The 23182-nt window shown below is 50.9% G+C and carries 18 protein-coding genes; 8 read left to right on the forward strand and 10 right to left on the reverse strand.

Annotated elements, in window-relative coordinates; genetic code table 11:
- Nucleotides 1–11: 11 nt before the first annotated feature.
- Nucleotides 12–1622, forward strand: a complete 1611-nt coding sequence (locus tag ACMYR3_RS02725; RefSeq protein WP_424194274.1) for a peptide chain release factor 3 — start codon at nt 12–14, stop codon at nt 1620–1622.
- Here the strand turns inward: ACMYR3_RS02725 and ACMYR3_RS02730 are convergent.
- Nucleotides 1594–4476 carry a M48 family metallopeptidase gene (locus ACMYR3_RS02730; RefSeq protein ID WP_424194276.1) on the reverse strand — a complete coding sequence of 961 codons (2883 nt, stop codon included), beginning with the start codon at nt 4474–4476 and terminating at the stop codon, nt 1594–1596. The genes ACMYR3_RS02725 and ACMYR3_RS02730 overlap by 29 nt on opposite strands.
- A gap of 297 nt (nt 4477–4773) precedes the next feature.
- Here ACMYR3_RS02730 and ACMYR3_RS02735 point away from each other — a divergent pair, with 297 nt between their 5' ends.
- Together ACMYR3_RS02735 and ACMYR3_RS02740 are read left to right on the forward strand one after the other, a co-directional pair.
- A complete protein-coding gene (locus ACMYR3_RS02735) occupies nt 4774–5190 on the forward strand; it encodes a MarR family winged helix-turn-helix transcriptional regulator (protein ID WP_424194278.1) in 417 nt (138 codons plus the stop codon).
- Between the two features lie 68 nt (nt 5191–5258).
- Nucleotides 5259–5651: a tautomerase family protein gene (locus ACMYR3_RS02740; protein ID WP_424194280.1), complete on the forward strand. Its 393-nt coding sequence runs from the start codon at nt 5259–5261 to the stop codon at nt 5649–5651.
- Between the two features lie 60 nt (nt 5652–5711).
- Here ACMYR3_RS02740 and ACMYR3_RS02745 read toward each other — a convergent pair whose 3' ends face one another.
- Together ACMYR3_RS02745 and metG are read right to left on the reverse strand one after the other, a co-directional pair.
- The gene (locus ACMYR3_RS02745; RefSeq protein ID WP_424194282.1) at nt 5712–6434 is read right to left on the reverse strand and encodes a hypothetical protein; all 723 of its coding nucleotides are present in this window, start codon (nt 6432–6434) and stop codon (nt 5712–5714) included.
- 206 nt (nt 6435–6640) lie between these two features.
- Nucleotides 6641–8794, reverse strand: a complete 2154-nt coding sequence (gene metG, locus ACMYR3_RS02750; protein WP_424194284.1) for a methionine--tRNA ligase — start codon at nt 8792–8794, stop codon at nt 6641–6643.
- Nucleotides 8795–8913: 119 nt separating this feature from the next.
- Between metG and apbC the strand changes: the two genes are divergently transcribed.
- From apbC to ACMYR3_RS02765, 3 genes are all read left to right on the forward strand, one after another.
- On the forward strand, nt 8914–10011 hold the full coding sequence (apbC, locus tag ACMYR3_RS02755; protein WP_424194286.1) for an iron-sulfur cluster carrier protein ApbC: 1098 nt from the start codon (nt 8914–8916) through the stop codon (nt 10009–10011).
- 218 nt (nt 10012–10229) lie between these two features.
- Nucleotides 10230–11063: a glycine-rich domain-containing protein gene (locus ACMYR3_RS02760; protein WP_424194288.1), complete on the forward strand. Its 834-nt coding sequence runs from the start codon at nt 10230–10232 to the stop codon at nt 11061–11063.
- Nucleotides 11064–11252: 189 nt separating this feature from the next.
- Nucleotides 11253–11645 carry a DUF4399 domain-containing protein gene (locus ACMYR3_RS02765; protein ID WP_424194290.1) on the forward strand — a complete coding sequence of 131 codons (393 nt, stop codon included), beginning with the start codon at nt 11253–11255 and terminating at the stop codon, nt 11643–11645.
- Here ACMYR3_RS02765 and ACMYR3_RS02770 read toward each other — a convergent pair whose 3' ends face one another.
- Together ACMYR3_RS02770 and ACMYR3_RS02775 are read right to left on the reverse strand one after the other, a co-directional pair.
- Nucleotides 11646–11888 (reverse strand): DUF2798 domain-containing protein, encoded by a 243-nt coding sequence (locus ACMYR3_RS02770; protein WP_424194291.1) that lies wholly within the window; start codon nt 11886–11888, stop codon nt 11646–11648.
- A 66-nt stretch (nt 11889–11954) separates the two neighbouring features.
- Nucleotides 11955–12830, reverse strand: coding sequence for a hypothetical protein (locus ACMYR3_RS02775; RefSeq protein ID WP_424194293.1), 876 nt, complete (start codon nt 12828–12830; stop codon nt 11955–11957).
- A gap of 372 nt (nt 12831–13202) precedes the next feature.
- On the opposite strand from ACMYR3_RS02775, the gene recQ reads away from it, so the two are divergent.
- Nucleotides 13203–15116: a DNA helicase RecQ gene (recQ, locus tag ACMYR3_RS02780; protein ID WP_424196332.1), complete on the forward strand. Its 1914-nt coding sequence runs from the start codon at nt 13203–13205 to the stop codon at nt 15114–15116.
- A 140-nt stretch (nt 15117–15256) separates the two neighbouring features.
- Here recQ and ACMYR3_RS02785 read toward each other — a convergent pair whose 3' ends face one another.
- The 3 genes from ACMYR3_RS02785 to ACMYR3_RS02795 form a co-directional block, all read right to left on the reverse strand.
- The gene (locus ACMYR3_RS02785; protein WP_424194295.1) at nt 15257–15652 is read right to left on the reverse strand and encodes a c-type cytochrome; all 396 of its coding nucleotides are present in this window, start codon (nt 15650–15652) and stop codon (nt 15257–15259) included.
- A 60-nt stretch (nt 15653–15712) separates the two neighbouring features.
- A complete protein-coding gene (locus tag ACMYR3_RS02790; protein ID WP_424194297.1) occupies nt 15713–17674 on the reverse strand; it encodes a pyrroloquinoline quinone-dependent dehydrogenase in 1962 nt (653 codons plus the stop codon).
- 199 nt (nt 17675–17873) lie between these two features.
- Nucleotides 17874–18161 carry a hypothetical protein gene (locus ACMYR3_RS02795; protein WP_424194299.1) on the reverse strand — a complete coding sequence of 96 codons (288 nt, stop codon included), beginning with the start codon at nt 18159–18161 and terminating at the stop codon, nt 17874–17876.
- A gap of 51 nt (nt 18162–18212) precedes the next feature.
- Here ACMYR3_RS02795 and ACMYR3_RS02800 point away from each other — a divergent pair, with 51 nt between their 5' ends.
- Nucleotides 18213–18692, forward strand: coding sequence for a ferritin-like domain-containing protein (locus ACMYR3_RS02800; RefSeq protein WP_424194301.1), 480 nt, complete (start codon nt 18213–18215; stop codon nt 18690–18692).
- A 26-nt stretch (nt 18693–18718) separates the two neighbouring features.
- On the opposite strand, the gene ACMYR3_RS02805 is transcribed toward ACMYR3_RS02800, so the two are convergent.
- Both ACMYR3_RS02805 and ACMYR3_RS02810 read right to left on the reverse strand, forming a co-directional pair.
- Nucleotides 18719–20695 carry a TonB-dependent receptor plug domain-containing protein gene (locus ACMYR3_RS02805; RefSeq protein ID WP_424194303.1) on the reverse strand — a complete coding sequence of 659 codons (1977 nt, stop codon included), beginning with the start codon at nt 20693–20695 and terminating at the stop codon, nt 18719–18721.
- Between the two features lie 105 nt (nt 20696–20800).
- Nucleotides 20801–22867, reverse strand: coding sequence for a TonB-dependent receptor plug domain-containing protein (locus ACMYR3_RS02810; RefSeq protein WP_424194306.1), 2067 nt, complete (start codon nt 22865–22867; stop codon nt 20801–20803).
- Nucleotides 22868–23182: the final 315 nt, after the last annotated feature.

Genomic DNA, 23182 nt, shown 5'->3' on the forward strand with positions numbered 1-23182 from the left:
ACCAAATTATCATGAGCCTCTCTGATCAAGTCCGGCGTCGACGTACCTTCGCCATTATTTCTCACCCCGATGCGGGCAAAACCACGCTGACTGAAAAACTGCTGCTGTTTTCTGGCGCGATTCATGTGGCCGGTAGCGTCAAGGCGCGTAAAGCCTCACGCCATGCCACCTCCGACTGGATGGAAATTGAAAAGCAACGGGGCATTTCAGTGGCCAGCTCGGTGATGCAGATGGAATATCGCGATTGTGTCATCAACCTGCTCGATACCCCAGGTCACCAGGACTTTTCTGAAGATACCTATCGCGTGCTGACTGCCGTGGATGCAGCATTGATGGTGATTGATGCCGCCAACGGTGTGGAAGCCCAGACCTTGCGCCTGCTGGAAGTATGTCGCGCACGCGGCACGCCCATCATTACCTTCGTCAACAAGTTTGACCGTGAAGTGCGCGAACCACTTGATCTGCTGGATGAAATTGAACGGACCCTGGGCATGACCGCCACCCCCTTTACCTGGCCGGTGGGCATGGGCAAGGCGTTTGGTGGCGTGTTTGATCTGTCTTTGAATAGCATGCGCGTTTTCAAGGCCGGTGCCGACAAGGTGGGCGATCCCTTTGAGCAAATTGATGGCGTGGACAACCCGGCCATTGTTGCGCGCTTTGGCAGTGACTTTGAACGCGCCCGTGGCGAGATTGAACTGGTGACGGAAGCCTCGCCACCGTTTGATCGTGATGAATTTCTCAACGCCAAGCAAACCCCGGTATTCTTTGGTTCGGCCATCAACAACTTTGGTGTGCAGGAAGTGCTTGATGCGATTGTCGATCTCGCGCCTGCACCGCAAGGACGGGTTGCGATGGAACGTGCGGTGGCTGCCGATGAAACCAAGTTTGCTGGCGTAGTCTTTAAAATTCAAGCCAATATGGATCCGGCCCATCGCGACCGGATTGCCTTTGTGCGCGTCTGTGCCGGCCGCTTTGAGCGTGGTCAGGCACTCAAGGTGGTGCGCAGTGGCAAGGTCATCAAGCCCTCCAGTGTGGTGGCCTTTATGTCGCAGCGGCGCGAGTTGTTGGAAGAGGCTTATGCCGGTGACATTATCGGTATTCCCAACCACGGCACGTTGCAACTGGGCGATACGCTGACCGAAGGGGAAGCCTTGCAATTTACCGGCTTGCCGTTTTTTGCGCCGGAAATGTTCCAGAGCGTGGAAGTGGCCGACCCGATGCGTGCCAAGCAGCTCAAACATGGTCTGGAGCAATTGGGCGAAGAAGGCGCGATTCAGGTATTTCGCCCTCAGCTGGGTGGGGCCTTGTTATTGGGCGCGGTGGGTGTGCTGCAGTTTGAAGTGGTGGCGCATCGACTTCAGCATGAATATGGCGTTGCTGCGCGCATGAGCTCGGCACGCTATACCATGGCGCGCTGGATCACCTGTGACAACGATAAGGACATGAAGAAATTCATGGACTTTTACGCCGACCGCATCGCCTACGACGCAGTCGACGCGCCCACCTATTTGGCGCGCAATAGCGCCGAACTGTTTGTGGCCGAAAAAGACTGGCCGATGATCAAGTTCCACGCCTTGCGTGAACACGCCGGACTTATTTTCCAGAAGAATATGGCGGCTTGAGCGTTGCCAGTTGTTGCCATTTGGCAGTGACTGGCAGGCTGTTTTCATCCCACTTTGCATGCACCAAAATCACTTGCTGACGGGATACATCATCAGCCAGTAGACTTAGTATTTTGGCGGGCTCCTGATTACCCACACCGGACAAAACGGTGCGGGTTGCGCCACCGCCTTTGGTCTTGACACTGGTAGGTGGTTCTGCAAAATACACATCAACATTCGACGTTAACCAGCGTTGCGCACCCAGCATGCGCGGTTCAACTTCGGCCGCATTGCCATAGGCCGCTGTCCACTCTACCAGGGGACTGGCAGCAGCAACGTTGTAGATGTAGTGCTGCAGATGACCTTGCAGTTGTGGCTTGAAATTTTCAATATCCTGACCAGTCAGTGTGCGAGCCGAGATTGTTGTCTGTTCGTCCATGCTGGTTTCAATCTCGTTACTGGCAAACGCATTGACATGAATGGTCTGGCTGCCAATACCAACCATGATTTCACGTCCCAGACCGTTATAGACGGTGACTTTGGTTGATGTGCCAGCCATGCTGCCAAAGCTCAATACGGTTCCTACAATACTAGCGGCAACAATCAGTCTGGCCGTTGCCGGGATCAAGCCATCGGCAACCTTGAAGCGATCCCACCAATGCAGCCGTTTTTGTCGTTGTCGTTCCTGTCCGGGTGCAAAGGGCTGATAGTTTGGCGCAACTGTGCTCACGTCAGCAGGTTCATCCAGCTGGAGGTTATCTTGTAGCTTGTTGGTCAATTGTTGTTCATGAATCAGCAACTGTTCAAGTGCTGCTGTTCCCAATGAAGCCAGCGCCTGCGCCGTAACCTGTACCCAGCCATCAATGATCTCGGCCCAACCCTGCATATTGTCAGCTGCGGGCGGATTAAGTTTGAATTCCTCTAGCATACTAGGCCAGGATTCCACCTTCAACCAGCCGGTCAGACTGGTATCCAGCTGTATCTGATTTTTATATGCATGTATTTTTTCCAAAACGACATACAGCTCGCCAGCCTGTTTGACGAGTCGCTTCATTTCTTTTTTGCTGACTTTGCCATCTGCAGTGACGACGGCCAGTACATTGCAATACGCACCATGTGCATCGAGTAAGTCGGCTTCAACATGCTCCGCGTAATGCAGCACCGACAGCAGTCCGAGCAAATAGTCGTGCCAACGCGGGCTGATGGATTTTGCAATGGCCAGATGCAAGCTGCGGCACAATTTGTCATGGGCTGCAATCTGCTCACGCACCTTGGTGATATCACGTTCAACTGCGGCAATGGCGGCGGGCAATTGCCGTCGAGCAACCTCACGACCGCGCACCACAATTTTGTTGCCGTTGGCTTTATACACTTTGTCACGCAAGGCTTGCAGCGTGGCACACTCTTCATTGAGGTCACGTAACCGTTTCAGATTGCCAGCCAGCTTGCTTGAGTAGAGTGAAGCCATGGCCTTGGTGAGGCCCTGTTCCGGCGGGTTGTTGTCATAGAGTTCGTTGATGTGTTTGGCATGTCGCGTCAGCGCTCGACCCAGATAAGCACCACGATAGCGCGGGTCAAATTGCTGCAGGGCATAGTAGTCATCCAATGCCAACTGGGTTTGTTCGGCCGTAACCGGTTGTGCTGCTGTTTTGCCTAGCAGATGATCACGGGATTGCTGCTTGAGCGTGTCAGCATTATCAAACAGTATCCAGGCACTGCGTGCATCATGCGGTGCAGCCAGATAGGTTTGTTTGGCATTATTTTCGCGGTCTGCATTGGCTGGATGGGTTGACCACATTTGCGGTGGTTGTGCAAAGCTGGATTTAAAGAGCCGACGTTGAGCGTCATTTTCTTGTGTGGCCTCCAGTTTTGGCACTTTGCCATAATGTTCATCGTCCAGCAGTTTGGCGAATTTTTCAATAATGCGGGTTTGAATGTTGAAGAGATCATCAGGTAAATGACCTGCACGTAACTGACTATCGGTAAAACTGAGCGTACGACGCCAGGCATCATCAGCCGTCTGCAACTTGTGCAGGGCATGCACCAGTTCATCACTGCCAGTCAGTGAAACGGCAACCAGATCAGCCTGAAATTCCATTTGTCTGGATAATGCGCGTTGCGCCAACACCACCAGGCTCAAGAGCGTATCCATCAGGCAGCGAATTGACCAGATGATGAGTGACAAGAGCCAACCAGCCCAGGCAATCCGTGGGTCGGTATTGGACAGTCCACGTAAAAATTTATCCAGTATGTCGCGCCGATGAATCAATTGGCTGGCAATCTGCTGGGCAATATAAACCCAGCTACCAATGGCCATGGAGCGTTGTGCAAAATGGCCAAACTCATGCGCCAATACCGCTTTGATCTCACTTAAGGTCAAGACATTGACCAGTGCCAGACCAATCTCAAGATTCTTGCGTGAAGGAAACAGCAGATTGATCATGGAGAGATCATAAAACACCGCTGCATTAACTCGCGCGGAAACAAATACTCTGGCAGGTCTTGGTGCACCAGCTTCATCGGCCAGCTGATGCAAAAAAGCAAAAAGGCGTGGTTGATCTTTTTCAGTGACTTCAAGGGCATCGGGTGCACCATTGCGCTGGATATAAAACAGCCCCTTGAGCATGAAGATGGATAAAAATACAGCACAGCCACCGAGCAAATAGCCCAAGAAAGCACTTTCACCACCAGCCAGTGCTTCACTGATGAGGCGATATGAGGTCAATAACAACCAACCCGCCAGCGCACAATAAATCAGCACAAATAAAATCAGACTGGCCAGTGCCAACCAGGTACGTTGCTTGTAGGCAGAACTAGGTTGCGTCAGCGCCGCAGGAACTTGGGCGGGGCCAGCTGGATAGTCATTGATCATCATTGCTCCCATTGTGTGTTTTTAGTTTGGGGTGACGGCCTAAAAATTGGTTCGTCGGGTAGTTACGGCTGATTCCAGCATGCTTTCCTTATTGCCGGCATGAGCAGGAGAACGGCCACAGATGCCATCGTAAAGAGATATAAACATTTGGTTTATAGCATCCTGGGCAGCCATTTTATTGAGTATCAGTACTAAATAGCGTGAATTTATTGCGTTTTATGATTGGAATGATCGCAGAAATTATTACAAAATAATTCCAAACTAATTGCGTAGCTAACTAAATGGGAATATGATATTTCCATGTTTGATCATTGCCTTTACTTTAATACGACCGCTTTGGCCCGTCTGCTTGAAAAAGAATGGACGCAGGCGTTTGCGCCCTTTGAGCTGACGCCATCGCAAGCCTTTATGCTACGTGTGGTGCTGGAAAAGCCAGGGCTCTTGCAAAGAGAATTGGCCGATACCCTGACGATTGCACGACCTACCGCGACGCGCACGCTGGACGGGCTGCAAGCCAAAGGCCTGATCCGCCGTGAAAGCACTGAGCGTGATGGTCGAGAATATGCGCTGTTTCCAACAGACGCTGGACTGGCCCTGAAAGTTTCCATTACCGCTGCCAGCCAGGCAGTGACGCGTAAACTGAAAAAAGTATTGAGTACCGAAAAGTTTGAAGTGACGGTCGATCATATTCATTCAGTCAGAGCAGCATTGCAGTAAATTTTTCGTCATATAGTTGTATTGCTAACTATATGAATTTTTAATTAAATTCGATCAAGGAGCCGATCATGCCCATTCTCAATGTCAAAGTCAGTGGTGAAAAAAACAGTGATACCACGCATCAAATCAATACGCTGTTGCTGGAATTGACCACGCGCATCCTGGGTAAAAAACCCGAGGTAACTGCTATCACAATTGAATATGTACCACGCGACTGCTGGCTGGTGGGTGGCAAACTGCTCAGTGAACAGGGCAAAAACAGTTTTTACTTTGATATCAAGATCACCGATGAAACCAATACCAAGGCGGAAAAAGCGCAATACATTGCCGAAGCCTTTGCGGGCTTTGCCGGGCTGCTTGGCAATTTACATGAGGAGAGTTATATCCATGTCGAAGATGTGCGCGCAGCGGCTTACGGTTATGGCGGGCGCACGCAGGAATATCGTTATCAACATGCTTAATACATCTGTTGGAATACAGATGTATTAAGCTGGGTCATGGCAGATTTTAAAAAATGGTTTTTACCAGTGTTTGACTTCAAGCAGAAAATCGACGTTGAATGATTCTGTCGTGATCTTGAACTCGCTGTTATTGCAAGGGACTTCTCTTTTCAAGCGTTCTTCCTCGCTGAGAGTTGATTTCACACTACTGGCCTTGCCAATCACACTGCCCTCAATCAAATTAGCCTGACGATCTACCCGTTTGATGATGAGTGTTGCCTGATCAGTTTGGATGCGGGTCTTGTGGGTCTGGTAGTAATTGATTAATTCACCCCGGTTCAATATCATCAGGTTAGGCTTTTCTTTCATCGGGCCATATTCATAAATTTGTACATAACCGTTTTTGCCAACGTCATCAGGACATTTGCCAGACCAACCCATGACTTGGTAATCATGTTCGATATCGCCGAGCTCATATTTGCCCGTTGCCAGTCTGGCCCAAAGTTCTGGGCCAATATTGAATTGAAATTCGACAACCCGATTATCTAATCTTTCATAGTAAATCTGATTAAAGGTGGCGGGACTATCTGGCCCAGTTGGTCCATTTATCCACGAAGGAAACAGGTTGTAGGGATCCAACATGCGCTTGAGGGCTTCAGTTGGCGAGTCAGTTTGTCGCAACTCATATTTGTGTGAGCCAATCACTGCCTTGATCCAGGTGATTTCACCAGCCCAGCTATTGGCAGCCATGACCAATAAGGCACTAACGGCAATGGCTTGGCAAACTTTTGAAAAATTAAACATTCTTGAGTTCCTGCATGTAATCGTTTATGACGCCGAACAATAGGTTGATGAATCAGCTAACGAATTCAATCGTCGTTTGGATGATGCGCTACAGTAGCGTTAGAACTTGCTGTCATTCAATGAATTTTTCGTGCTCAACTTAAATAAGCGGCCTAAAAAAATGGCGCACAATGCTGTGCGCCATGAGCTTTGACCGACCGTAAGGCTTAACGCACGCGCATGCCTGGCTTGGCGCCAGCGTGTGGTTCCAGAATATATAAACCGGGTTCGGCCTTGTCATCAGCCGCCGAGGCGGCCAGTACCATGCCTTCAGAAATACCAAATTTCATTTTGCGTGGTGCGAGGTTAGCCACCATCACCGTGTATTTGCCCACCAGGTCTTCCGGCTTATAGGCCGACTTGATGCCGGAAAACACATTGCGGGTTTTGCCTTCGCCGATGTCCAGGGTCAGGCGCAAGAGCTTGCCAGCCCCTTCCACATGTTCGCAATTGACGATGTGAGCAATGCGTAAATCCACCTTGGCAAAATCATCAATGCTGATTTCATCGGCAATCGGTTCGATAGTAGGGGTAGTGACGACGGGTGCGGCAGCTTCGGCAGCAGGGGCTTCAAACAGGGCATCCAGCATTTTGGGGTCGACTCGGGTCATAAGGTGGTTGTAGTTGTTAATTTTGTGGCCTGCGCCCAAAGGAGTCAGGGTCGCTTGCCAATCATTAAATGAGCAATTTAAAAAGGCTTCCGCTTGTTTGGCTAACTCGGGCAAGATCGGCTTGAGGCAGGCGGCAATGATGCGGAACAGTTCAATGGCCTCAGAGCAGGCCTGATGTGCTTTGGCACGAGCTTCTGGTGTGCCTTCTTTGACTAACTTCCAGGGTGCTGCGGTATCAAAGGCCTGATTGACTAAATCGGCAAATGCCATGATGGCACGCAAAACTCTGCCATATTCGCGTTCGCCATAGCACTCTGCTACTTCAGCAATCAGAGCCGCTGGGTTCAAGTCAGTACGCTGATTTAAGTTGGTGGCACTTAATACGCCGTCAAATTGTTCGCACAAAAACTTGCTACTGCGCGCCGCAATATTGACAAACTTACCCACCAAATCACTATTCACCCGCGCTACAAAATCTTCCGGGTTGAAGTCGACATCTTCCACTTTGCTGCTCAGTTTGGCGGCGAGGTAGTAGCGCAGCCACTCGGGGTTCATGCCGAGTTTGAGATATTTCAACGGGTCGATGCCGGTGCCACGGCTTTTGCTCATCTTCTCGCCGCTGACGGTGACAAAGCCGTGCACATTGATCTGGTTGGGGACTTTGCGGCCGCTGAATTTGAGCATCGCTGGCCAAAACAGGGTGTGAAAAGAGGTAATGTCTTTGCCGATGAAGTGAATCTGCTCGACTTGCGGGTCGGCAATAAATGCTTCAAAACTTTGTTCGGTACGTGAAGCCGCGTAAGGATGGTTTTTGGCCTGACCTTTATCAAAGTGATTTTTCAGGCTGGCCAAGTAACCAACCGGCGCGTCGAGCCACACATAAAAATATTTATTGGGCGTGTCCGGAATCGGGATGCCAAAGTAGGGCGCATCGCGGGAGATTTCCCAGTCACGCAGGTTGGTGATTTCACTGCTGTCCTCGGCTTTGCTGCCCAACCATTCGCTGGCTTTGTTGGCGACTTCGCTTTGCAGGTGGCCGGCTTGCACCCAGCTTTTCAGAAAGTCGGCGCATTTGGGGTCGGACAGTTTGAAAAAGTAGCTTTCGGTATCCTTTAACACGGGGGTTGCGCCGGTCAGGGTGGAGTAGGGATTTTTTAAATCGGTCGGTGAGTAGACCGCACCGCAGACTTCGCAGTTGTCGCCATATTGGTCTTTGGCGCCGCATTTGGGGCATTCGCCCTTGATGTAGCGATCAGGCAAAAACATGCTTTTGACCGGGTCAAAAAACTGCTCAACCGTCTTGGTGTAAATCAGTTGTGCGTCATCACGCAGCTTGCGGTAAATATCTTGGGATAACACCGTGTTCTCGGGTGAATCGGTGCTGTGCCAGTTGTCAAACTCAATATGAAAGCCATCCAGATACTGTTTACGGCCAGCCGCAATATTGGCCACAAATTGCTGGGGCGTGATGCCGGCTTTTTCGGCGGCGATCATGATGGGCGCTCCGTGGGCGTCATCGGCACCGACAAAGTGCAGCTCATGCCCCTGCATGCGCATGAAGCGCACCCAGATGTCGGCCTGAATGTATTCCATGATGTGGCCGATGTGGAAAGCGCCATTGGCGTAAGGCAGGGCGGTGGTCGCAAAAATGCGGCGTTTGCTGGTGCTGCTGGCGCTGGCGGGCGTAGTTGGCGAGTTGGACTGGCTCATGCTTATGCTTTATGAGAATGCGAAAACCTTTGATTTTACAGGTCTACAGCCAACAGAGACGACAGTCGTGTGACATTTCTATTAGACTACGTCGCAAATGATCCATTGGAGAAAGCTTCATGAGCAATATTGCAGTCAATCTGGCACAAATCAACACGGTGCTGCAAGACCTTATCGACCCCAATACCGGCAAGACTTTCAGCTCGGCCAAAGCCATTAAAACGGTGACTGCCGAGGGTGGCCAGGTCAATGTTGCGGTGGAATTGGGGTATCCCGCCAAAAGCCAGTACGCCGCCATTGGCGATTTGCTGGGTGGGGCGATTAAAGCCTTGCCGGGCGTGGCCGATGTGACTGTGACGGTCACCAGCAAGATCATTTCGCATGCCGCGCAACGGGGCGTTAATTTACTACCCGGCGTGAAAAATATTATTGCCGTGGCTTCTGGCAAAGGTGGCGTGGGCAAGAGCACCACGGCGGTGAACCTGGCGCTGGCCTTGTCGGAAGAAGGTGCGCGCGTGGGGATTCTGGATGCCGATATTTATGGCCCGTCTTTGCCAACCATGTTGGGCATTTCGGGCACGCCAGACAGCCCTGATGGCAAGAGCATGGAACCGATGATGGGACATGGCGTACAGGCCAACTCAATTGGCTTTCTGGTTGAGCAAGACAACCCCATGGTGTGGCGCGGCCCCATGGCGACCCAGGCGCTGGAGCAGTTGCTGCGTCAAACCCGCTGGGATGATCTGGACTATCTGGTGATTGATCTGCCGCCCGGCACTGGTGATATTCAACTTACCCTCTCGCAACGTGTGCCGGTAACCGGCTCGGTGATCGTTACCACGCCGCAAGATATTGCCCTGCTCGATGCCAAAAAAGGCTTGATGATGTTTGAAAAAGTCGGCATCCCGATTTTTGGGATTGTGGAAAACATGGCGCTGTATCATTGCCCAAAATGTGGCAACCTCGAGCATATTTTTGGTGAAGGTGGCGGTGAACGCATGGCCAAGGAATACGGTGCCGACTATTTGGGTGGTCTGCCGCTGGACATTAAAATTCGCCAGCAGGCCGATGTTGGCAAGCCGATTGTGATTGCCGAGCCAGATGGGCCGGTGGCGGCGATTTATAAATCGATTGCTCGTAAAGTGGCAATCAAGATTGCGGAAAAGGCCAAGGATTTTTCGAGCAAATTTCCAACCATCACCATTTCCAACACTTGAACAAATGCGTAAACAAGTGACACCAGCAAGCCACTAATTTAGCGACCATGACCGGATTTTGTTGGGCATGGTCGCGAGTAATGATTAAGGTAAATGGCAGTGCCGCGGCCCGCACCAAACTGCTAAGATAGCTCTCAAGCAGCAAGCAAATTGCCATTTGGCACTAAAGAATTCGCCAAGCATAAGGCGAGCACAGTTTTGCTAACGGGGGAAAACCATTGAGTCAGACATTAGTGTGGTTGCCAATTGTGGTGCTGGGTGGTGTGGGTGTTTGGTTATGGTGCAAACGCAAGCCGGCCAAACCGCGCCGTCTGTTCATCCGAACTTATGCGTTTCCCGATTCATTTAAACAGCGCATCAAAAAACACTACCCCAATCTGAGTGCCGATCAGCTCGATGAAGTGGTGCGTGGTTTGCGCGACTACTTTGAAATCTGTTTAATGGCGCGGGGCAAAGGCATTGCCATGCCCAGCAAGGTGGTCGATGCCGCCTGGCATGAATTCATTCTCTACACACGGCTTTATCAACAATTTTGTCAGCAGGCGTTTGGTCAGTTTTTGCATCACACGCCCGTAGAAAGTATGGCCTCGGCGGGTTCGGCACGGCAGGGTGTACAACTGGCCTGGCGGCTGGCTTGCGAGCAGGCCAGTATTGATCATCGTCATCCGGCGCGCTTGCCTCGGCTGTTTGCACTGGATGGCTTGCTGCTGATTCCAGATGGTTATCGCTACTCACTGGATTGCCGGCAAAAGCGTCGCCATGAAGAAGATGACGAAGATATTTATTCTCCCATCAGCAGCTATTGTGTGACCGACATCAACGGTGCGGCTGACTACAGCGATACCACCGGCTGGGTGGATGGTCCGCGGACCAGCATCATGGCGCAAGATGGGCAAGCCGAAGCCGCTCCGCTACATAGCCATGACAGCCCTAGCAACCAGCATCATGATTCGACCCATCATGCAGCAAGTGAATCGGGCAGTAGCGATGCAGTCAGTGTTGATGCCGGCAGCAGTTGTAGCGGAAGCAGTTGCAGCAGTAGTAGTGACTGACCTGGAGATGGTAGTCAGTCAAGATGCATCGGATTCTGCGATGCATTCCTGGTTGAAATTGAAAACCTCATTGCATGAGGGCTATTCCATTTTTTGATTGCGCCGCAATGATAGAGCGATTAAATTGCTGATTCGGTCATCCCGAATCAATCACAATTAAATCTAAAACTATCATAAGAGGAGAGCAATATGAAAAAATTCTGGGCAGGGTTGGCGTTGTTATGTAGCCTGAGTGCGGCACAAGCCGGTGAGCGCGCTGTGTATTTTGTGACACCTGCAGATGGCGCGGTTGTCAGCAGTCCATTTACCGTGAAGTTTGGTTTAAAAGGCATGACCGTCAAGCCAGCCGGTGAAGTGGTCGATGGCACTGGCCATCATCATTTGTTGATTAATCGCCCCAGTTTGCCTGCCGGTGAGTCAGTACCCTTTGACGAACAAGACTTGCACTTTGGCAAAGGCCAGACCGAAACCGAAGTCAAATTACCACCCGGTGATTACACCCTGACATTGCAATTTGCCAATGGCGCACATCAATCCTACGGTTCAGCCTTAAGCCAGATGATTCGGGTGACGGTTAAATAATTAATTTTCAATTTTTTTAGGACTAGTCAACCACGCTACCAGTCTGCGTACCTGCGGTGCGACAACCAGCACCGTTGGAAAGGCAATGGGCCAGGTACTCAAAAAGCTTTTGAGCCAGCGGGCAAAAAAGTCGGGGGTCCAGCCTTGGTTAATCAATAGGACTGATGCCGAAACAATACTGACCATGATCAGCGACAAAATACCGCCAAACAGCAGGTTGGCGTAGCGGGCGGGGATGGTCATGGCAGTGTTCCTTGGTGGTGGATAGCATGGCAGGCAATGCCATTGTCAATCATTTCAAGCAAAGCCTTACAGCCGATTCACAAAGGCAAAGAAAAAACGACAGAGGCTGCCACCCATTCTGGGGTTAAGTTCAAAGATGCGGGGTTCGCCGTCGACCAGTTTGTAGTCAAAGCAGCAGAGGCCTTCATAGCCAATGGCGCGCAGAATGCGGGCAAACAAGGCGAGCCGATCGGAGGGAGTCTGGCAAAGCATTTTGTAGCTTTCTTTTTGATGCAAACCAAAAATATAGGCGCTGTCTTCAAAGCGATTGCGAAAGCTCAGGCTGGCGATAATGCGGCCATCCTTAAAAAGGATGTGGGTGGCATATTCGTCGCGGCCGGTAATCAATGCCTGACGAAAATAGTCGTCGGGGTTTTGCTCGGCCAATAGCGCGGCTTCCTGCTCATGGGTTTTGATGATGTGGGAATGGCTGCCATATTCATCGACCTTGCGCTTTAATACATAAGGTAGCGACAAGGGCATTTGCGTTGATGGCAGGTATTGGCCAAAGCCCAGTAATTGCAGCACTTGGTTGAAGCGATATTTGTCATTACATAAACGCAGGCAGGTCAGGCTGGGTATCGGGATCAGACTGTGTTGTTTGGCTTGATGCGCCGATTGTGCCAGCGCATGCACGGCATCAATTGTCAATGGCACAATCAAGTTGGCCGATGGCAAGGGCTGTTGTGGGGTCAGGGGTAAAAAGTGAATGTGATGACGCGTCCCCTTAAAGCCCCAGCGAATGATGGGTTCCCAGGCTTCAAAGTGGGAAAAGACAATCTGCCTGGTTGGGCTGCAGCGCAGGCTGGCCCAGAGTTGATGGTAGAGCACATAGGTAGCGGCTTTGAGTTTGCAGATGCTGCGCATCAGTGACAAATTGAATCGATCTTTGAGGTTTGGCATGAACAGACGGGACGAAAGCAAGGCAATAAACAGGTAGCCAAAGTATAAAGATCAGCCGTTTTTTGTTTGTGATGATTTTACTATTTTGGTTATTTATTGGTTTCTTTATGGGATTAATCTGGCTCGACCAAACTTGCCCCCGATTTGCGCCATGCCTCTGATTTTATGGATTATTTGAGGAGTATGGTTAAATTTATAACCCTTAAGTGCATTAAATAAGGGTCTATTTTATTACTGGGTGGGGGTATAATGGCTTTTTGCAATTGAATCACCATGACTTCCGCGCTTCCTCCACTTACCCCTGCCGTGTTGGCAGCTCAGCCTGATGTAGCTGCCGGCGCTGCCGATCCGCATTCGGCGGTGCGTGCCAGCATGAGCGCCGAGCGCTATGCACATTGGCATCATGCGGCGCTGGCCTGTTTGAAAGACACTTTTGGTTATGACCACTTTCGTGGTCAGCAGGCTGACATTGTGGTGCACATGGCCAACGGCGGTAACGCGCTGGTGCTGATGCCCACGGGCGGTGGCAAGTCACTCTGTTATCAGATTCCGGCCTTGTTGCGGCCGGGCCTGGGGGTGGTGGTGTCACCGCTGATCGCCCTGATGCAAGACCAGGTGGCCACGCTGCGCGAAGCCGGCGTGAATGCGGCGTTTCTGAATTCCACCCAAAGCAGCCGTGCGGCTTATGAGATTGAGCAGCAGGTGCGCGATGGCTCGCTCGAGCTGTTGTATGTTGCCCCTGAACGCTTGCTGACCGACCGTTGTTTAAGCCTGCTCGATAGTGTGCCGATCAGTCTTTTTGCGATTGATGAAGCACATTGCGTGTCGCAGTGGGGGCATGATTTCCGTCCCGAATTTATGCAGTTGCAAGTGTTGGCGCGCCGTTATCCTGATGTGCCGCGTATGGCGCTGACCGCCACGGCAGATGGTCTGACGCGTGCCGAGATGATCGACAAACTTGGGCTGGATGACGCACAGGTGTTTGTCTCCAGTTTTGATCGTCCCAATATCCGTTACCGGATTGCCGAAAAAGACACGCCGCGCCAACAGTTGCTCGACTTTATTTTTGGTGAACACGTGCAAGGTGGCCAGCCAGTTGCGGGCAAAGGCAAGGCGGCGTTATCCAAGGCCAGCCGCGTGGTGCATGACAGTGGCATTGTGTATTGCCTGTCGCGCAACAAGGTCGATGAAACCGCCGCCTATTTAGGTGAGCATGGTTTGAGCGCCTTGCCCTATCACGCCGGGCTGGACAGTGCCACGCGTGAACATAACCAGCAACGCTTTATCCGTGAAGACGGCATCATCATGGTTGCCACGATTGCCTTTGGCATGGGCATTGATAAGCCCGATGTGCGTTTTGTGGCGCATCTGGATCTGCCCAAAAGTCTCGAAGGTTATTATCAGGAAACCGGTCGTGCCGGTCGGGATGGTCTGCCCGCCAATGCCTGGATGGTCTATGGCCTGCAAGACGTGGTGCAGCAACGGCGCATGATTGATGAGTCCGATGGTTCCGACGAATACAAGCGCGTTTCCACCGGCAAGCTCGATGCGATTTTGGGTTTATGCGAAACCATCACCTGTCGACGTGTGCAAATCCTCAGCTACTTTGGTGAAGCCAGTCAGCCCTGTGGCAATTGCGATAATTGTTTAAATCCACCGGCAGCCTGGGATGGTACGCAAGCTGCGCAAAAACTCTGTTCCTGTATTTATCGCTGCGACAAGGCCAGTGGTTTTGGTTTTGGTGCGCAACATCTTATTGATATTTTGCGCGGCAAGGAAACCCCCAAGGTCAAACAGTTTGGTCACGAGCAACTCAGCACCTTTGGTATTGGTGCCGAGCTGGATGAGCTGCAATGGCGCTCGGTGGTGCGACAACTGGTCATGCTCAAACTGGTGGCAGTGGATTATGAACACTTCAACACGCTGCGCCTTACCGAAGCCAGTCGCGCCTTGTTAAAAGGCGAGCTACGGCTGCAATTGCGGCGGCCGCAAGACAAGGCCAGCCGTGCCACCCAACGCAAACAGTCGCGCAGCCAATCCAGTCGGCATGAAATTTTTGATGTTGAAAATCCACTCTTTCAGGCACTGCGCACCTGGCGCCTGGCAGTGGCGCAAGAACACGGCGTACCCGCCTATACCGTGTTTCATGACATCACCCTGCATGAAATCGCCCAGCAAAGACCTGCCTCAATGAGTGAGCTTGGCAGCATCTCGGGTATTGGCAAGACCAAGCAGGAGCGTTATGGTGACGATATTCTCGATATAGTCCGGCAGGCCGAGCGATAAGTGCTTGCCTTGAAAGCAGCGAGCTTGAATGAGCTGTTACCAGCTTGACTATTTAATATTTAAACATATAAGCGACAAAGCCCGCTTGTGGCGGTCATTCAAGTCACTCTGGAAGGGCGACTTGATGTCATCTGCACCCTTTACGGTTTTTGTGTGCCCAAAAATTTGATGTAAGCAGTCAACTCCCAGATCTCTTCTGGCGTAAACACACCACCCCAAGGTGGCATGGGGGTTGCCCCTTTACCACCTTCGGTAATGGTGCGATGAACGTATTCGGGTTCCAGTCCAACGCGCCCCACAAACAAAGGTGGCTGGTAGCCATGACAGAAGGATGCACAGGTAGACTCAAAACGCTCACGGCCACGCTGAATACGAACTGGGTCAGATAAATCAAAGGGTACCGAGCCTGCATTGCTGTCCGCCGTGGATTCATCTGCGGGCGGCGGTGGGGGCGAGCCACCAGCCAATAAATCAACCGTAATCACCGACAACAAAGCGGTCGAAGCGAGGGATAACAAAATGGTTTTAATACGCATAATTCTCTCAATCAACAACGCAAGCACCCTCGGGTACTTGCGCTGAATACACTCACAGGATTAGTTGACCTGCACTGCAACCAGTTCGGCAGGTAAACCTGCGCCACCAATTGGCACCACCACATACTGCTTGCCACCAGCGCTATAAGTCATCAAGGCACCAAAGGCTGCACCTGGCAGACGAACTTCGCCGAGTACCTTGCCGTTGTCCGCGTCATAGGCATAGAGGAATGGCTCTTCTTCATCCTTGGTCGCTTGTGTGATCAACGCAGTGCCACGGGTCGACAAGCCCATCACGCTATTGGTGCCTTCCGGTGCCACAAACAGCACCTTGTCAGTCAGGGCGATGTGCGATTCGCGTGGGACACCCAACCAGCCCAGATTCAGATCCTTGATAGCCGGATTGTTGACTGGACCTTTACCAGCCGGTACTTGCCACAAATGTTTGCCGGTATTCATGTCAATGGCCGTAATGGTAGAGAAAGGTGGCTTGAACAATGGCAAGCCTTTAGGGCCACCCACGCCAGCCCAGGTGCCGGTGTAGTCATAAGCTGCCCCGTTTTCCTTTTTCAGCTTAATGGCAAAAGGAATCGAGAAAGACGGCACATACAAGATGTTGGTCTTGGGGCTATGTGCTGCACCTGCCCAGCTCGCGCCACCCAATACACCCGGGTTTTCCAACGTACCTGCTTTGTCTAGCGTTGGCGGTGTGTAGATCGGGCCATAGTTGTAGCGACTCAGGATCTTTTTGGCTTCTTCCTTCAACTCGGGCTTCAAGTCGATCAGCATGTCTTCCGAAGCACCTTGTGGTAAGACTGGCGCAGGAATGCTTGGATGCGGTTGAGTGGGTGATGATTTTTCACCTGGCACATTGGATTGAGGTACCGCTTTTTCTTCAATCGGCCAGATTGGTTTACCCGTGGTGCGATCCAGTGCAAAAATGAAACCTTGCTTGGTCACTTGAACGGCGGCCTTGACCTTTTTGCCACCCACAGTCAGATCCATCAAATTCGGTGCGGTCGGTAAATCGTAGTCCCACAGGCCATGATGCACCATCTGATAAAACCAGTTGATCTTGCCGGTCTTGGCGTTGAGTGCGACCAGTGATTCACCATAGAGGCCATCACCTTTGCGATGACCACCATAGAAGTCATTGGCCGGTGTGGATAACGGCAGATAGACGGTGCCCAACTCTTCATCGCAACTCGGGCGCGCCCACATATTCATACTGCCTGCGGTTTTCCAGGAGTCGTTTTCCCAGGTTTCATTGCCAGGCTCGCCTGCTTGCGGGGGCGCATGAAATACCCAACTCTGCTTGCCGGTTTTGATATCAAAGCCACGCACATCGCCTGGTGGGTGTTCTTTAAGTGGTGGACGACCAATTGCAAAAGAATCGAGTACAGCCAGGCTAGGCACAATCTGGCCGCCACAGATGATCGGTGGTGAGGAAACCGTTACCAGGGAGCGATCGACTGGACGACGCAGACCTTTGGTCAGGTCAATCTTGCCGTTATCGCCAAAGCTTTCAATCGGCTTGCCCGTCTTGGCGTCGAGTGCGGTGAGATAGGCATCGGGGCTGCCGACAATCAGGCGCTTGTCTTCACCGTCTTCCCAGTAAGTCAGGCCACGACTGATAAAGCCCAGATTGGGCGGCGAGCCATCTTTCCAGCCGCCACCATCGTAGGTCCACAACACCTTGCCGGTGGCACCGTCGATCGCGCTGATAATGCTGAGTGGTGAGCTGGCGTATAAGATGCCATTAACAGCAAGAGGCGTGCTTTCATTGACCCAGGTACGCAAGTCCGGGTTGTCGGCTGAAATCTGATTACCTGGCAAAGGTACCCGCCAAGCCACTTTCATTGACTTGACGCTGTCCTTGGTCACTTTGGCACCTGGTTCATAACGGGCACCAGCCTTGTCACCGTTATATTCGCGCCAATTGCCGGTTTCTGCGGCAAGCGCAACACCAGCAAATAACATACTGATACTGACTGCGATGGCAGTCTTCCTGATTGCGGCCATTCTATCTCCTTCATATGGTTATTGGTCGCTGTGAATTTCTCCCGATCAGACTGTCGCGGAGTATTGACACAGTGAGCTACAGGACGCAGAAAAAAGTAGCTGTAGAAAAATTCTAGGTGATTAAAGCCTTGCTGGTTCAGCTCGTATTCAAAGAATGAATTTTTCCCGAGAAGCTTGCTCCACAAGGCCTGCAGAGGATTTATTGCGGGAACTTTTCCCGAATTTCTGAGCCTGTTTGAGCGGGAAGTTTTGCCATATCGGGAAACTTTCCCAGGCGTTTTTGTGTAGCGTCAAATTCTTGTCCGTGCAAACCCTTGGGTACATAAAAATAATTTTTCAGGGCATATTGCTTGCTGGAAAAAGGCTTATTGCTGCGAATGCACCATGATGGTTCATTTCTGCATTGATACTTTTGGCTTTGATGCATGTCAACAGACCTGTTCATCAAAGGATTACCATCAGGCTGCCATTGGATTGCCCAATTCAAGTTGAGTGCGCAATCCGTTTTCCATTATTCATATTGAATCAAGAGAACACCATGCAATCGATCGAAGCATTTCTGGCGCACGCCATCAAACTGGAACAGGAGGCAGCGCTGCGTTTTGGCCAACTGGCTGACACCATGCTGTCTTGTGGCAATCAGGAAGTGGGCAAGTTGTTTCGTCAGCTCGCCAATTATTCGCAACTGCATTTGTCCGAAGCCAAACTGCGCTCAGGCTTTCGTGATATTCCAGAACTCAGACCGGAAGATTATCAGTGGCCAGATATTGAAAGCCCTGAAACGGCAGCCATTTGGGCTGCTGATCCGTTTTTAGGCCGTGAGGAAGCTCTGGAAGTGGCGCTGGAAGCGGAAGGTGCCAGTCTGGCTTATTACCGGGACATCATGGATACCACGGATGATCCGGAAGTCAAGGCCATGGCACGGGAGTTTGTGGAAGAAGAGTCGGAGCATGTCAAAGAGCTGGAGCGTTGGTTGGCATTGCATCGTACTGGCAAGCCATTGCCAGTTGATCTTTGATTGATATTTATTTAAATAATCCATATTTAAAAATGCATCACCACCCGTCCCATCCAGCTACGCCGATCCTGGCCGAGCATGGAGCGTGACGGAATGGCGGCGTCTGCTCCCACCGGGTCGCTGTAATGGCGATTAAGCAGGTTGTAGACGCTCAATGACCATTCGGTGCCATTGCCAAACAAGGGGCTGCGTAAAGTCAGATTGCTGCGTGCGTAGCTGCTGCTGACGGTGCTGTTGCCATTGCTGTCACTGGACAAGCGAGATCCCATGGATTGTACTTCCAGCGCGGCACGCCAGCCGGTTTCCAATATGGGTGCTGATGCATTGAGCTTGAATTGCCAGGGTGGCGAGTTGGTGAGCGTGCTACCGTTATCGGCCTGCACCAATTGTCGGGTCACACTGCCACGGATGCGCGCACCATTACGCCATTGATGTTCTAGTTCTAGCTCCAGCCCTTGGCCTTTGGCACTGCCCTTATTTTGAAACTGTGCCAGGTTTTGGGTGCCATCAAAAAAAGTGCCCTGATCAATCAGGTTTTTGATTTGATAACCATAGAGTGAACCGGTTGCCTTGGTCACCGGGCTGAGATAACGTTCATGGATCAATTCCAGAGTGCGAATATGTTCTGGTGTCAGCTTGGGGTTGGCCACAAAAATATCGGGCAGACTGTAGTTGCGTTCATAAGCATTGGGTGCGCGAAACGCTGTGCCATATAGTAACTTCCAAGTGCGGGTGGTATTAGGTTGATAAATCAAGGCCAGTCTTGGGCTGGTCTCGGTTTCAAGCTGGGTGAACTTGTCGGCTCGTAATCCTGCCGACAGACTGAGTGTGCTATTGATTTGATAATCATCTTGCATATACACACCAATGCGTTGACTATGCTGCGCATCATTCAGGTAGGGAATATAGGTCGGCGTGTAATCGTAGTTACGCTGATTTTGTCGGGTGTTGAATTGCGCATCTACGCCAGTCGTCAGCGTATGTTGCGCGTTAAGTGGCGTGATATAGGCCAGCTCGCTACCCCACCAGCGGCCTTGTGCTTCATCGCGGCTGGTATACATTTGCGACTGGCTATCCAATAACAAACTGTTGGCACGATAGTTATAGTAGCCATAATAAATTCGTGCCGACAGATTGCGATCATCGTCCAGTTGATTGAGATAGCGTAAACCAAACTGGCCTTGCTGATCAATAAAGTTGCTGCCAGGAACCGTTGTGAGTGTGCCGTTAAAACCAACAGGATTACCCTTGTCTCGTTTGACATGGGCGGTCTGAAACTGCCAGTTATCTTGTGAGATGCGTGCAAACAAGCTTTGGCTTTTGGTTTGATCCAAACTATTGGGGACGTGTCCAAATTGGCTGGTGGCGTTATTGAACTCCGGTTCTTCAAGCTGCAGGCTTTCACCACGATGATGATAAGCCGTGGCCGATAATAGCAGGCTCATGCCATTATCGAGTCGCCGGCCCATACTGGCGCGGGCTTTGACATCACGATTGTCGCCGACACCGAGGGCCGCTTCAGCCTGACCAATGTCTTGCGCCGATCGGGTAATCACATTGACAACACCCAGCAAAGCATTGCTGCCATAGACTGATGAACTTGGGCCACGGATGATCTCGACCCGTTTGATCAGATCAATATCCAGCAGAAAATCCTGCCCATAAAAACTTTGGTCAAAGACGTTTTCATTGACGCGATAACCATCAATCATCAGCAATACACGTGAGCTGAAATCTCCTGGGCGAGAAAACCCGCGCACCCCAATGTAGTCATAGATATGATCATGGCTCATGTAAATACCACGCACGCTATTTAAAACGTCAGCCAGGGTGCGATAACCATAAGTACGGATATCTTCCGCCGTGATCACCGAAATGGAGGCTGGTGCCGCAGAGGATTTTTGATTTTGTCGTGACGGAGTGGAAACTTCCACATTGAGCAGCTGTTCCAACGACAGCTCTATCAGATGGTCTTCTTCTTGGGCCTGACTATTTGAAAGCATGAACAAATTCATGCCGGTCAGCAATAATATCTGCAGCAATCTTATGCGAATGAAAAAAAATACCAATCCTTTGATCATGAGCTTGGCAGGGCCTGAGTCATGGCATTAAAACCGATAAATCATGCGTCCCATCCAGCGGCGACCATCTTGCTGCTGAAACGCTCGTTCGGGTATCGATGGGTCGGCACCAACCGGGTCGGCGTAATTGCGGTTAAACAGGTTATAGATGCTTAACGACCATTCAATGCCCTGGTTTAATGCCGGTCGCAGGAAGGTCAGGTTGGTGCGGCTGACTCTGGGTAGTTTTATTGAATTATCAAAGGTGTCTTTGGCAATCCGGTTCGACATGGTTTGTAATTCGAGACCAGCACGCCATTGGTTTTGTAAGAAGGGTAATGAATAATTGACTTTCATCATCCAGCGTGGCGAGTTGGCAATATTGGCACCATCATCGTCTTCATGGCTGCTCTGATAAGAAACACTGCTACGAATTTTTGCACCGCTATGCCACTGATGATTGATCTCGGCTTCAAACCCATTGGTTTTGACCTTATCGTAATTTTGAAATTGCAATATCGGTGCACCATGATTATCAACGATCTTTTGTTCAAGAATGTCTTTCATCCTGATCATAAAAGCAGACAGTGTCAGATGCGTGGTTTGGTTCAGACTGAATTCATCAATCAGCTCAAGCGTTTTGACATACTCAGGATGCAAATGGGGATTGCCCATCTGATAACTAGGCGTTTCGTACCGACTTTCATAAGCATTGGGTACTCGAAACGCACTGCCATACATCAGTTTGATAAAGTGATCGGCCTGGGGTTGATACACCACACTCAGGCGTGGACTGGCAACAGCTTGGTTGCCGCTATATTTGTCGGCACGCGCCCCAATGGAGAGGGTCAGGTTGTTCAGCACCTGCCAGTCATTTTGCAGATACACACCATATCGCTTGCTCGAATACTTATCATCGAGTAGCGATTCAAAAGGCATCACATTGAAGTAACTCTGATTCTGGCGCGTATTGGTCTGCCAGTTAAAGCCAGTCACCAGCGTATTGCGTGGATGCCATTTTTTTGACCAGTTGGCTTCGGTGCCCCACCAACTACCCTTGGCTTCATCGGCTGTAGTAAAGGCAGGCATGATCGGGTCGGGATATTGGTAGGTGCCAAAAAAATTGTAGTAGCCGTAAAACAGACGGGCTGACAGCTCGCTTTGTTGATCGGCATTGCCTGATTTGTAGCGCAGGCCGACGATGCCTTCTTCGTCGATCATTTTGTTATTGGGATAGTTGAGCAGGGTGCCGCTCAGTGCATTGCCAATGCCTTTGTCGCGTTGCGCATGGTAGGTTTCAAAGCGCCATGCTTGCCAGGCCAGTTTGGCCATGACAGTGCGCGCATGCGTGTAATCGCTGCCAGCATCAACACGGCCAAAATTGTATTCGGGTGTTTGAAAAGTGGCTTCGGGTAATTGTTGACTGCGACCCCGATCATCGTATTGGCTGGCCGACAGCAGCATGGATAATCCATTGTCATATTGCTTGCCAAGGCTTGCGCGCAACTTGCCTTCATGACGACCTTGGACGCTGGCCGATGCCTCACCGTTGCCAATGTCTTGCGCATTGCGGGTGATGATGTTGATCACGCCTAGCAAGGCATTGCTGCCATAGAGCGATGAACTCGGGCCACGAATAATTTCTACCCGTTTGACCATTTCCATATCCACCAGCAACTCCTGGCCAAAAGAGCCGGCGTCATAAATATTGTCGTTGATGCGATAGCCATCCACCATCAACAAAATGCGTGAGCTGTAATCGCCCGGACGTAAAAAACCACGCACCCCAGCGGAGCTATACATACCGTCATTAGCAATATAAAAACCGCGGACCGAATTGAGTACATCGGCCAAGGTTCGATACCCATAGGTACGAATATCATCGGCGGTGATGATGCTCACCGAGGCGGCGGATTCAGTAATTTTTTGATTTTGCCGTGAAGGCGTGCTGACGACTTTGGACTGCGGACTGGGTTCGGTTTGCAACAACTGATTCAGTGGCATGTCATCCAAATAATCCGTTTCTTGCGCGCGAGTCGCTCCCATCAGCGACAGGTACAGACATACCGAGCAAAGCAGCGACTGAACAACAGCGGTGTGGCGAAGAGGATGCATGAATCAAATGTCAGTTGTAGATGATTCATTGTGAGTGGAAGGTCGTCTTCCACATTGACTAATAAGTGGGGTGGTTTAGGGCTTATTTCGGTTTTATCAACGAAGAATCGGTTACGCCCGTATACACCTGTGGTGTATTTATTTTCAATTAATGAATACGCACTTAATAGGCTGATAAATGCATATACTGGTTATTTATTGCCTGTTTTGGTACATTTTTATGGTGAATGCGTTGTCTTCATATCCCGTTGACCCGACAAACTGGCGACGACAACCGCCTTCAGTGCCTGACCACAATGGAAAGGCCGGGTTGTC

Origin of the sequence: Ampullimonas aquatilis (assembly GCF_049675895.1) — a bacterium.
Taxonomy (GTDB): domain Bacteria; phylum Pseudomonadota; class Gammaproteobacteria; order Burkholderiales; family Burkholderiaceae_D; genus Ampullimonas; species Ampullimonas aquatilis.